The organism is uncultured Bacteroides sp. (genome assembly GCF_947632445.1).
Classification (GTDB): Bacteria; Bacteroidota; Bacteroidia; order Bacteroidales; family Bacteroidaceae; genus Bacteroides.
Genome location: NZ_CANRPM010000073.1, coordinates 1 through 11,415, shown reverse-complemented (window position 1 = coordinate 11,415; position 11,415 = coordinate 1). Strand labels below are relative to the sequence as shown.

General features: G+C 58.4%; 8 protein-coding genes. All 8 read right to left on the bottom strand.

Going from position 1 to position 11,415, the window contains the following annotated elements; translation table 11 throughout:
• Positions 1 to 201: 201 nt before the first annotated feature.
• Positions 202 to 3,600 carry an AAA domain-containing protein gene (locus Q0Z70_RS11550; protein WP_298074682.1) on the bottom strand — a complete coding sequence of 1,133 codons (3,399 nt, stop codon included), beginning with the start codon at positions 3,598 to 3,600 and terminating at the stop codon, positions 202 to 204.
• An 80-nt stretch (positions 3,601 to 3,680) separates the two neighbouring features.
• Complete coding sequence (tatC, locus tag Q0Z70_RS11545) at positions 3,681 to 4,484, bottom strand: twin-arginine translocase subunit TatC (RefSeq protein ID WP_298074680.1); 804 nt, start codon at positions 4,482 to 4,484, stop codon at positions 3,681 to 3,683.
• A 10-nt stretch (positions 4,485 to 4,494) separates the two neighbouring features.
• The gene (tatA, locus tag Q0Z70_RS11540; protein WP_298074678.1) at positions 4,495 to 4,713 is read right to left on the bottom strand and encodes a twin-arginine translocase TatA/TatE family subunit; all 219 of its coding nucleotides are present in this window, start codon (positions 4,711 to 4,713) and stop codon (positions 4,495 to 4,497) included.
• 70 nt (positions 4,714 to 4,783) lie between these two features.
• Positions 4,784 to 7,267, bottom strand: coding sequence for a bifunctional UDP-N-acetylmuramoyl-tripeptide:D-alanyl-D-alanine ligase/alanine racemase (locus tag Q0Z70_RS11535; RefSeq protein ID WP_298074676.1), 2,484 nt, complete (start codon positions 7,265 to 7,267; stop codon positions 4,784 to 4,786).
• Positions 7,243 to 8,235, bottom strand: coding sequence for a GSCFA domain-containing protein (locus tag Q0Z70_RS11530; protein WP_298074674.1), 993 nt, complete (start codon positions 8,233 to 8,235; stop codon positions 7,243 to 7,245). The genes Q0Z70_RS11535 and Q0Z70_RS11530 overlap by 25 nt, the downstream gene beginning before the upstream one ends.
• A gap of 109 nt (positions 8,236 to 8,344) precedes the next feature.
• Entirely contained in the window at positions 8,345 to 8,752 is a 408-nt protein-coding gene (locus Q0Z70_RS11525) for a DUF5675 family protein (protein WP_298074672.1), read from the bottom strand.
• On the bottom strand, positions 8,718 to 11,090 hold the full coding sequence (locus tag Q0Z70_RS11520; RefSeq protein WP_298074670.1) for a BT4734/BF3469 family protein: 2,373 nt from the start codon (positions 11,088 to 11,090) through the stop codon (positions 8,718 to 8,720). The genes Q0Z70_RS11525 and Q0Z70_RS11520 overlap by 35 nt, the downstream gene beginning before the upstream one ends.
• A 41-nt stretch (positions 11,091 to 11,131) precedes the next feature.
• Positions 11,132 to 11,415, bottom strand: a 284-nt coding sequence (locus Q0Z70_RS11515; RefSeq protein ID WP_298074668.1) for a hypothetical protein, incomplete at its 5' end; no start/stop codon positions are given.

The following is an 11,415-nucleotide window of genomic DNA, read 5'->3' as shown; positions in this document are numbered from 1 at the left end:
CGACGCAGCCCCTTTCTCTTTTTACGATAAACAAACCTACTACTAACTTAAAAAAACAAAAAACAGGAGAATAATCTTCATAAAGACAAAAAAGGGAAGTCTCACGACTTCCACAATTCTTCTAACCTTAAATCTAAATCTCTATGAAAAAAACGTGGTGCAAAAATAATAATTATTCTAATAAGTTGTATCATTCACCGATTAATTTTTGCAAAAACGAAGCAAATCCGCATAAATAGGGTTCTGATTTAACAACTGGGGCACACCGATAATGAACACCTGCATACGTGCTCTGGTCAAAGCTACATTCAGTTTCCGGTCGATTACCACTCCTCTTTCTTCAGTCACATTGGCCAGATACTTCAACTGGTAGGCACGGTTCACACAGAAAGAATAAATAATAACATCCCGTTCACTCCCCTGAAAGCGTTCTACGGTGTCCACAGCCACATCGTTCAAGGCTGGTATTTCCAAGGCGGCAAGCTCTGCCCTGATTAAGGCAATCTGACTCCGGTAGGGCGTAATAATACCCAAAGTATTCACCGGATCGAAAGTCGAGCAAGCCGAATATTGCCGGTAGATCGCCTCACTCAAGGCAGCCGCCAGCCTGGCTTCCGACGCATTGGTTTTGACCGACTTCAGGGAAGCGTCCACGACAGAGGGCAGAAAAGCCACACGCTTGGTCAGCACGGAAGCCAGTGGATGGTCGTGCAGGCAAGGAGCCAACTTCAGATCGCCTCGCTGATGATCAAGTCCGAGCACTTCGAGCAGCCCTCCATAGAAAGTCTGGTTAGGGAATTGTGCCACATCGGCGTTCATACGTCCCTGGCGGCGCAACATGTCGTGGCAACGGCCTGCCACTACTCTCCCATTCTCACCGGCCTCATCCCGTGCTGTCAAGTGGCGATAAAGGCGTTCGAACAACGAGTCTTTCAAATTGTACAACCCCAGCCGGCACAGCTCTTCATCATGTACTTCCGAATACTCAGACGCCTGCTGGACGACGGCAGGCAGCTGCTTATGGTCGCCTATCAGCACAAACTTGCCGATAGCATCCTCGCCCGATATACTTCGCGCACAAAGCAGACCCAATAACTGAGGCTCCAATATCTGAGTAGCCTCATCTACCAACGCCACGTCGAAGCGCTTCAGGCGGAACAAGTCGGTTTTGGTCGAGAGGGTGGGCACCGTCCCTACAAACACCCTGCATCGCATGATACGCTCCTGTACTTCGCGGCGATTAAGACAATCATCCAGTACATTTTCAATCAGGTGCGGACGATAAGTCTCCTCACAGGCCAATTCGCTGCCGAGGCGTATGTAATCAATCTCCGGCCTGACGGCCGACAAAACCTTACAGATTTCATCGACCGCCCTATTCGTGTATGATAGAAGTAAAATCTGTTTCCCTTCCGCATAGAAAGCTTCTACCATCCCTCGTAAAGCATGCGAAGTCTTTCCCGTTCCCGGCGGGCCCACCAGTAGGAAATAATCGCGAGCCGCCTGCGCCTTTAGGGTGACACGTTCGAAGTCGTCCGCCGCCGCATGGATTTGCCCGTCAAAACTCTCGTCAAAAGCCGGTTCACGACGCCCCAGCAACAAGTCACGCCGCCCTTGTGTGGCAGAAAGAAAGAACGAAAGTCCCTGATACATGCTGCGGAAAGAAGTGTCCATGTAGTCGTGTTCCACCGCATAGCGGCTACCGGCCGGCAACACCCCCGCATTTTGCTGCGAGGCACGCAGGCGGAGGCGAATCATTTGCTCGGAAATGGACTCCACATTACCTTTGAATACCATCTTATTCGTCACATTGTCCCGCTCCGAATTACGTTCGTAGAGCACCACGGCATCACCCGCACGGAAGTTGGCCAATGCTTCTTCTCCACCACCCCGCCGGGCCAATTGCAGATAGGGTTTATGGATGTCGGCGGCATGGTTGTCTTGAATGGTCAGGTCGTAGAGAATTTCGCCCGCTTCGCATTTTTCGTCGAGAGTGGAAAGCCACAGGGAAGCAGCCCCTGTGCGGCTCAGCCCTTCCACATCGCCCGATTTCGAGGTATAGAGTTCCTTTGTAATGAAATTGTAGAGCGTATAGAAATAACTTCTCTCCAACGGCGACAAGGCGGCCAGCTTCTCCGCCAAACATTGGATGGGTGGGCAGAGGTAGTCCCGCCAAAACTTGCTTTCCAATTCGCGCTCGTTCAAGATGTCGGGCTGCAAGTCCTTGAATTTATAGGCCGTATATTCGATGTTGTTTCTCAATTGGATGCCATACTCCGCCTCGACAATGCGGTTACGCACGTTCATCACCCTGCGTACCATCGCCCACGATGGACGAGCAGGATAGAGCAGCGGATAGCGTGTATAGAGCAGGTAGGCTTTCACCCGTCGGTGGTCCATCCCCATTGCATATTCCAGCACGGCTTGATAGAGCAGCATCTGCACACGATTGTTCTCCTTGGGCTCCACTTTGCCTCGGATAGAATATTCGTCGGCCTTGCCCGACTTCATTTCGATGAACGACGTCATGTCGCGCTGCATGTAGTCGAGGCGTCCTTGCAGGCCCAGCGCCTCGCAGATGTACGAAGGTTCGAGCACGGCATCGCTCTTGTCGAGCCCATAGCCGGGGGCGGGAAAGGTTTCGTTCACCGTCCGACGGATGTTCTCGAAGTGCAGGCGGCAGGCGGCAAAGAACTGCTTTTCCTTCGCCGAATCGCGCAAGTCCTCACAAGCGGCCAGCTCCAACGGATAGGTGCGAAAGGCTTTCTTCATGCACGCCAGATAGTCGGGCTCGCCCTCCGCGTGGATCCATTCGTCCAAAAAGAGGTTGGCGATGTTACCCAGCAAAAGCGGACACGTATTGTCCGAAGGCCGGAGGCGGTTCAAAATGTAATTGGCCGGATGGTGTCCATAGTCCTTAAAGCACTCGGCCAGTGAGCTAATGTCGATTAGGTAGTCCGGCTCCAAAATGATGAACGAAGGCGTAAGCACTCCCTCCTCGTCCACCACGACGTCCAGCAAGTTGACCTGTGCATGGCGCCACAGCAGTTCACACGTCTCCCGGAACTCTTCGTTCACATCGGGCACATTGTAGCGCACCTTGAGCCACTCGTCAACAAGGCCTTCGAGGGGCTGCACATACAGGTAGGTATCGTCGGCATATTGAAAGCACACGCGCATGCGCTTCACACGGCGCCCCAGGGGCATCGCCACGTAGGTGGCATCGGCACGTGGCAAGAGGCGGTAAAGGGTGTCGGGAATATCCTCGTGCGTCAAGAGCTTGATGAAGAAAGCCAGCGTCTTCGCATCGCGTAACAGATTGTCGCGCACAGGTTTCTCTTCGTGATTGAGTACGCGATTGGACGTCAAGCGGAAGGTGTGCAGGCGGTTTTGCTCCACGATAGAAAGGCCGACTCGCGCTGCCACATAGCTGATGCGGGCGGAAAGGTCGGTCATCTGCAAGCTTCCATCCGACATCTGGGTGCGGCATAGCTCCTCCAGCAGCTCGCGTAACTGCCTATACGCCGCTTCGATGGGCACCTCGTCCCTGCAAGCATCCAGCAACCGGGCGTAATATTCCTTCACTTCGTCTTTTTCCATGAAAGCAAAGATAGTGATTTCCCAAAATATCTCATCGCTTTATACCATCCATATCGTCCTTTTCCGAAGGGAAAAGCGTCCTATTCTTCCGCTTCCGCCGGCTTGTCTTTCATCATCAAGATGCTTAGTTCGTAGAGCAGATAGAGCGGTATGGCCACCACCGCCAATGTGAAGGGGTCGCCCGTAGGGGTGATGACGGCCGCCACGATGACAATGAGCACCGCCGCATGACGGCGATACTTACGCAGCATGCGCCTGTGTACGATACCCAATAGGGACAGCAGCCACGTTACCAAAGGGAGTTCGAAGGCCAGCCCCATGCAGAGTATCAGCATCATAAAGTTGTCGATGTAGGAGTTCAGCGAGATTTGGTTCTCGATGAATGAGCTAAGTCGATAGGTGGAAAGGAAGCGAAAGGTCAGGGGATAGACCATGAAATAGCCTATCAATACGCCTACGAAGAACATCAGCGTCCCTATCCGCAGGGCTTTACGCACGCCGCGCATCTCGTGGGGATAGAGGGCGGGGCTGACAAAACGCCATACTTCGTAGAAGAGGTAGGGCGCCGCCGTCACCACAGCCATCCAGAAGGCGGTAGACATGTGTATCAAGAAGGGGGCCGCGAGGTTGATGTTGACGAGCTTCACGTGAAAGTCCTGCGTGAAGAAATCATCCTTCCACCGGAGGCGTTCGCCGATGTAGCGTAACAGGTCGTAGAAGATAAAGTCGTTATTACAAGGGGCCAGCACCACCTTATCGAACAAGTAAGGCATGGCGGAAAAGTAGGCTATCCCCAATACAAGCCACACGCACAGCACCCGGATGAGCACCTTGCGGAGCTCGTCCAGATGTTCCCAAAAAGTCAATTCCTTGCCTTCCGACATGGCTTTCGGGTTATTTCTTCTCTTTGGCGGGCTCGTCGAGGTCGTCCTGGGCCTTGTTGATTTCTTCCTTAGCTTCGTTCACGCCTTCCTTAAAGCTCTTCACGCCCTTGCCAAGCCCCTTCATCAATTCGGGGATTTTCTTGCCTCCGAAGAGCAGGAGGATGATGACCGCGATGATAATCCACTCGGAGCCGCTGGGCAGGAAGCCCAATAAAAGTAAGTTTGTCATGGCTTTCTCTTTCTATTATGGGGCAAAGATACGAAAAATATCCATTCTCCGCGCCTCCCCGCCCTTATTTTCAATCTTGATAATACACCCGCTTGACGCGCGTAGACACGCTCGTCAGCACCTCGTAGGGGATGGTTTCGAGCACGTCCGAGAGGATGGTCACGGGCAGGTGGTCGCCGAAGATTTCCACCGTGTCGCCTTCCTTACAATCAATGTCCGTCACGTCTATCATACATACGTCCATGCAGATGTTGCCCACGTAGGGCGCCCGCCGTCCATTCACCAAGCAATAGGCATGCCCATTGCCCAGACGCCGGTTCAAGCCGTCGGCATAGCCTATGGGCAGGGCGGCCACGCGCGAGGGGCGCTCCAGGTGTCCCTTCCGGCTATAGCCCACGGTGTCTTCCTGCGGCACGTCGTGTATTTGGAGGATGATGGTCTTCAGGGTGCTCACGTTATTCAGTATCGAGTTGTCTATCGGATTAACGCCATAGAGGCCGATGCCCAAACGCACCATGTCGAATTGGGCTCCGGGGAAGCGTTCGATGCCTGCCGAATTACAAATGTGGCGTAATATCTTATGGGGGAAGGCGTCCTGGAGCACCTTTGCCGCCGCTTCGAAGGTTTCTATCTGCCTCCGCGTAAAGCTATCGAATACGCGCGAGTCGCTCCCTACCAAGTGCGAGAAGACCGAACGCACCAGTACGGCATTCTGCCCGCGCAGGCGCTTCACCAGGGCGGGCATGTCTTCGGGTGCGAAGCCCAGGCGGTGCATGCCCGTGTCCAGCTTGATGTGGATGGGAAAGTTCGTGATGCCTTCTTTCTCGGCCTCGCGCACGAGGGCATCCAGCAGATGGAAGCTATAGACTTCGGGCTCCAGCTTGTAGTCGAACATCGTTTTGAAGGCCGTCATTTCGGGGTTCATAATGAGGATATTGGCCGTGATGCCCGCCTTTCTCAACTCCGACCCTTCGTCGGCCACCGCTACGGCGAGATAGTCCACATGCCTCTCCTGCAAGGTCTTGGCTATTTCGTAGGAGCCGGCGCCGTAGGCCGAGGCCTTGACCATGCACACCATCTTCGTCTCAGGCTTCAGCTTGCTGCGGTAATAGTTCAGGTTGGCGGCCATCGCGCCGAGGTTCACTTCCAGGATGGTCTCGTGCACCTTCCGTTCGAGGTTCTCGCTCAGGAGGTCGAAGGCGAACTTACGGGCGCCCTTTATCAAGACCAGCTCCCTTTCCAACCTTAATTCGCCCCGGTCAAGGGCCGCGAGCAGCGCCGGCGTGTCGGGGTAGAAGGCCTTCTCGATGCTGAAACATGAGGCGCAGGACGAGATGTCGTGCCCCACGCCGATGATACGCTCCACGCCCCGGCTCCTCATCAGCTGGGCCACACGCCGATAGAGCTTCGAGGCATTTTGCCCCGTCTCCAGGATGTCGGACAAGATGAGGGTGCGTTTCAGGCCCTTGGACTGGGAGCGCCGGTACTGGAAATCGAGGGCAATGTCGAGCGAGCCCATGTCGCTGTTATAGCTATCGTTAATCAACAGGCAGCCGTTCTTACCCTCCTTCACCTCCAGGCGCATGGCCACCGGCTCCAACCGCGCCATCCGCTCTTCGATTTTCTGCGGGGAGAGCATCAGGTAGAGGCACGCCGCCAGGCAGTTCAACGAGTTCTCGATGGAAGCGTCGTCGATGAAAGGCAGCGTAAAGCGGTTGTCCATGTCCAGATAGCGGTAGTCTATCTGCGTGCAGTCTTCTTTCTTCTCCACCTTCGAGATGAAGAGCGGCCGTTCGGGGTCTTTCCGGCTCCAGGCGATTTCGCGGGCGGAGAGCAGCGAGGCCGCCACACAGTTACAGATGAACTCGTCATCGCCATTATAGATCAACACGTCGCAGTCCTTAAAGAACGTCAGCTTCTCCATGCACTTCTCCTGGAGCGAGAAGAAGTTCTCCTGATGGGCACCGCCGATATTGGTCAGGATGCCGATGGTGGGGCGGATGATAGCCTCCAGCGCCCGCATCTCGCCCGGCTCGGAGATGCCCGCCTCGAAGACGGCCAGCTCGTCGTCTTCGCTCAGCTGCCACACGGAAAGGGGGACGCCGATCTGCGAATTATAGCTTCGCGGCGAGCGCAGGATACGCCGGTCTTCGCCCATCAGCTGGTGGAGCCATTCCTTCACCACCGTCTTGCCATTACTGCCGGTGATGCCCACCACGGGGATGTCGAACTGCTCGCGGTGTACCTCCGCCAACTTCTGCAAGGCCTTCAGAGGGGAGGCGACGAGCAGGAAGTTCAGGTCGTCCTTCTCCGATGTCCACCGGTCTTCCCGATACTCTTCCGCGCTCACCACGAAGCACCGCACGCCCCGCTCGATGAGTTCGGCGATGTAGTTCGCCCCCGTGTTATGCCGGGTGGGAAGGGCGAAGAAAAGGGTTTCTTCGGGGAAGTTCAACGAGCGGCTATCGGTCAGGAGCCAATCAATGGAAGCGGGGGTCGTGCCTATGCGCCGGGCCCCGATTATCTCTGCTATGCGTTCAATCGAATACGACATGTCATTCTTTCTTTTTCGAAATCTAAGTACGGATATTTTTCGTTAAGTCGGTCGATTTTTAACAATATTTGTTCTAAAAAAGTCTTATAACTTTCCGAGCCGGGACGGAAAGGCCTATGTTCCAACGCTTTACGTATCGCCTCGCATTCTTCGGCCACGCGGCGCGCCCCGGCAGTCAGGCAGGTTTCGGCGAAGCGCTGCCACACGTAGCCCGCCGCCACGTCGGAGGGGTGCACCATGTCGGCCGCATAGAAGCGATAGTCGCGCAGTTCGTCGTGCAGGAGCTCGTAGGCGGGAAAGTAGCCCACCGTCTCCGGCATGGCCTCCGCCACCTTGTCCGCCGCCAGCAGGAGGACGGCCTTGCTCAGGCGGTCGGCATGCAGCCCGTCGCGAAGGTGGCGTATGGGGCTTACGGTCAGCACCACGCGGAGGCGGGGATTGACGGCCCGAAGCCGGCGGATGAGGTCGAGCCAGTCGTCCGCGATTTCGTCCGGCTCCAAGCGGCGGCGCCCGAAGCATGCTTCGGGACGCTTATGGCAGTTGCCCACGACGCGGCCCGTCGCGGCGTCTTCGTACACCCACGCCGTGCCCCAGGTGGCAAGCAGCCCGTCCAAGTCCTTCAGTCCGGCATGCAGGGCCGCCAGGCGGGCGTTGATGCGCTCCAGCGTCTCGGCGGGAGCGGGTGCGGAGAAGTCGCCGTGATGCATCGGGCTATGCCACAGGCCGCCGTAGGACACCAGGTCGTCCGCCCCGTAGACCTTCCCGTCCAGCGCCTCGCGCAGGGCGGCCGAAAGGGATTTCGGGTTGTAGAGCACCCCGTAGGGATTGACATCGCAGGCGAACTTCGCCTCCAGCAGCCGTGCCCCGATGTTCGAGGCAAAGCACGAGCCCATCAGCAGCAGCCGCCCGCGCTGGGAGAAGCGCGGCAGTCCTTCGGGCATTTCTACGGAAGTATAAAATCGGTTCATGCGGCAAAGGTAGGAATTTTCTTCCGAAAGCCCGAAGCGGCGGCGGCAAAAGAAGAGCGCCCGCGCCTCCCGGCGAAGGACGCCCCGACACAGAAAGCGGCGATACAATTCAGCATACCGTAATCCACACGCCTTCGCCGCGCTCTTTCGCGTCGACGATGCGGCGCTTCAGCAGGCCGACCCAGCGGGCGGAGTTCACCACCCGACCCCGTTCGCGGTTCTCGCCCAGGAGGATGCAGCCGGCAGTGTCGGCGGAGGTGTTGCCCGCATGGATGCGGATGCCGTCGAACAGGGGCACGTGGAGCAGGAGGGGGAGCCACCGGCCGAAGCGGCAGCTCAGGGTGATGACCACCGGATAGCGCCCTTCGGGGATGGCGGTGCGCCCCGGCACCTTCCGCCGCCGCTTCAGGTCGCGCCAGGTCGGCTCCAGCGTGTCGCAGAAGTAGGTGCCGTCTATCTCCAGCCGGCCGATGGTGTAGGCCTCACGCTTTGCTATTCTTGTCAGTCTTATTTCCATCTTTTCTGAATTTCAATTTCAGGTAATTGTCATTTGTCACAATTGTCACGTAACGCCTGCTCTTCCATTGTCTCAGCATGCCCCCGGTGCCTTTCGCGTCCATTCCCTCGCTTTGGTGCACCCGCACGGCATCCTGATAGGTGAACTCGTCGGGCAGCAGTTCGAGCAGGTTCCGTCGTCCCGGCACCGGCCGGTCGTCCCGCTGCTCCTCGCGCAGGGCTTCCTCGATGTCGGCCCCGAAGAACTCCATCTTGCAGGCCAGGTCGTAGCCGAGCGACCAGCGGACGAAGTCCTCGAAGGTGCTGTCCCACCGGCACCCGTTGGCCACGTAGAGCACGCACGCCTTGAGCCACGCGATGACCAGGGCGCGGAACGAGAGGTTCTCGTACACGCGGTTCTGCGAGAGGCGGGCAAACTCGGCGCACTCTTCCCTCAGCTTCCCGGCGAGGCGGAAGGCCTGCGGGCAGTCTATCAGTCCCTGCGCCTTGACGAGGTTGTCGATGTAGGGCCGGAGGGCTTCGTCGAAGGAGGCGTCGTAGGTGCCGTAGACGGGCATGTCGGCTCCGATTTCGCGTTCGGGGATGGTGCAGAAGTTGATGCGCGAGACGGGCCCGTCGGTCAGCACCTTGGCGAAGTAGCGGCGGCCCTTTCGGAGGGTGGTGGCGGCATTCCAGTTGAAGCGGATGGTCACCTTCTCCGTCACGCTCTGCACGCCCACGCGCGTCTGTCCGTAGCGGTTGCCGGGGTCGAAGGCGAGGCACATGATCTGGAACTGCTGCCCTGCCTTTCCGCTTCCCCGGAGGGCGTCGAACTGGTCGATTTCGTTCAGCTTCGTGTAGAGGAAATGCCCGTCGGCCTCGGCCATGCGCATCACGAAGGCGGGGTTGGTCATGTCGGCGTCGATTTCCTGGATGACGAGGCCTTCGGGACGCTTCCGCTTGTCCTTGTTGGCGCCCTTCGAGGTGACTTCGTTCTTCCACTCGCGTTCGCGGCGGAGGTTGTCGTCGTCGCGGCGGCGGATGTCGGCGAGGATGCGGTTGATGGGCTCGGAGATGCAGTCTTTGCCGGCGCCCGTGCCCGCCATGAGGACGTTCATCAGGGTGGCCTCGTGCTCCACGTTGTCGATGTACCTGAAGCGGACGCGATGGAGGTGGGTGGCCAGCGGCGGGAAGACGGCATGGGCCACGGCGGGCTTGTAGGCGTCGGGCGTGCAGCTCAGCAGGAGCCTGATGAGGGGCGGAAGACGGCGGGGCAGCGGCCAGCAGTCGGGCGAGAAGGGTGTGCGGAGGGGGTCGTCGCCTGCCTCTGCGGCCTCGCCGGCTTTCTCTTCCGCCTTCTTCAGCGCCTCGCGCAGCAGCTTCGGCATGGAGCACCAGCGGGCGGCGCAGGCCGAGCGTATCAGCCCCTTCATCTCTTCTTCGGACAGGCCGTAGCGGGGCATCACCCGGAGGAGGAGCGCCTCGTCGTTGTCCGTGATGTAGCGCAGGTGGGAGGCCAGCCGGTGGAGCTTGTCGTTCCGTTCGCCTTCGACGGGTTCGCCGCCTGCCAGCTCGAACCAGCGGGCGATGATTTCCGAATAGGGGATGCCCTTGAAGGCCGTCCCCTCCCCGCAGGCGTCCCCTTGTTCGGATTTTTCTTCGGGCGCAGGCTCCGGCTCGTCGGGATTTCCGACCGGTTCGGGCACGTCGCCGGCCGTTTCTTCTTTCGTGTCTCCGGCCCCGGCTCCGGCCTTGTCTTCCTCCGGCGCTTCGCACGGGACGGGCACGGGGCGGAAGAGGCGTTCTTCGTCGAGGTAGAGCACATACGATTCGGGCACGACGAACGACGAGCGGGCATAGTCTTTCACGCTGGCGTCGTAGTCGCCGTCGCCCAGCTGTTCGGACATCCACCGCTGCGCCTCCGCCAGGTCCATTCCGTCGGGGATGAGGAAGAAGAGGCGCAGGCCCTCGGTGCTGGGCGTGATGTGGGCCAGGGCCACGTAGCGCATCGCTCCCTTCGCCTCCAGTTCGGCACGCTTCGCCTCCCAGTAGCCGCGCGGGTCGGGCAGGTGGTCGATGTCGTACATCGACAGGCCGCTGGGCACGGCGTCGGCGTTCAGCCTCCGTCCGTTCCTGAAGGTGGCGTGCGGGGTGAAGATGGGCAGCCGCTTCTTCAGCCCGGACTTCAGCGTGTCATACTCTTCTCTGGTCAGCTCGCCGCGACGCAGCTGCTCCAGTCCGTCCGCTATCTCGGCGCAGACTTCCGCCACCGCCTCCGAACGCATCGCGCGGTGGAACAGTTCGGGGGTGCATTCGCGCACGACCCGGCTTCTTACGTTGTTGCTTATTCCAAAACTCATACTCTTCGGTCTTTTTTTGTGAAACAAACGGAATGACGGGCTTAGAAGCCGTAGTCGAATACGCGGTCTACGAAGTCGCTCGCCCGCCGGCTCTCGTCGAGGATGGTGTCGGCGGGGGCGACGTCGGTCTCGTCTAAGGAGATGCGCAGGGTGAGGCATACGTCGTCGCCTCCCACGCTGGCCCTGCCGTGAGGCAGCTTGATGTACTTGCGCCGTTTCCGCGCGATGCGCGAAGGCCAGGCGCTGAAGTTCCCCTCGGAGGGGCTTACCAGTCCCAACGAGCCGTAGAGGCGGCTGGTTCCGTTCAACAGGGCCGTATAGGCTT

What these genes read in the sequence shown, in the direction of transcription:
- Q0Z70_RS11550 (WP_298074682.1), bottom strand. Translation starts at nt 3,600, where the DNA reads ATGGAAAAAGACGAAGTGAAGGAATATTACGCCCGGTTGCTGGATGCT.
- tatC (WP_298074680.1), bottom strand. Translation starts at nt 4,484, where the DNA reads ATGTCGGAAGGCAAGGAATTGACTTTTTGGGAACATCTGGACGAGCTC.
- tatA (WP_298074678.1), bottom strand. Translation starts at nt 4,713, where the DNA reads ATGACAAACTTACTTTTATTGGGCTTCCTGCCCAGCGGCTCCGAGTGG.
- Q0Z70_RS11535 (WP_298074676.1), bottom strand. Translation starts at nt 7,267, where the DNA reads ATGTCGTATTCGATTGAACGCATAGCAGAGATAATCGGGGCCCGGCGC.
- Q0Z70_RS11530 (WP_298074674.1), bottom strand. Translation starts at nt 8,235, where the DNA reads ATGAACCGATTTTATACTTCCGTAGAAATGCCCGAAGGACTGCCGCGC.
- Q0Z70_RS11525 (WP_298074672.1), bottom strand. Translation starts at nt 8,752, where the DNA reads ATGGAAATAAGACTGACAAGAATAGCAAAGCGTGAGGCCTACACCATC.
- Q0Z70_RS11520 (WP_298074670.1), bottom strand. Translation starts at nt 11,090, where the DNA reads ATGAGTTTTGGAATAAGCAACAACGTAAGAAGCCGGGTCGTGCGCGAA.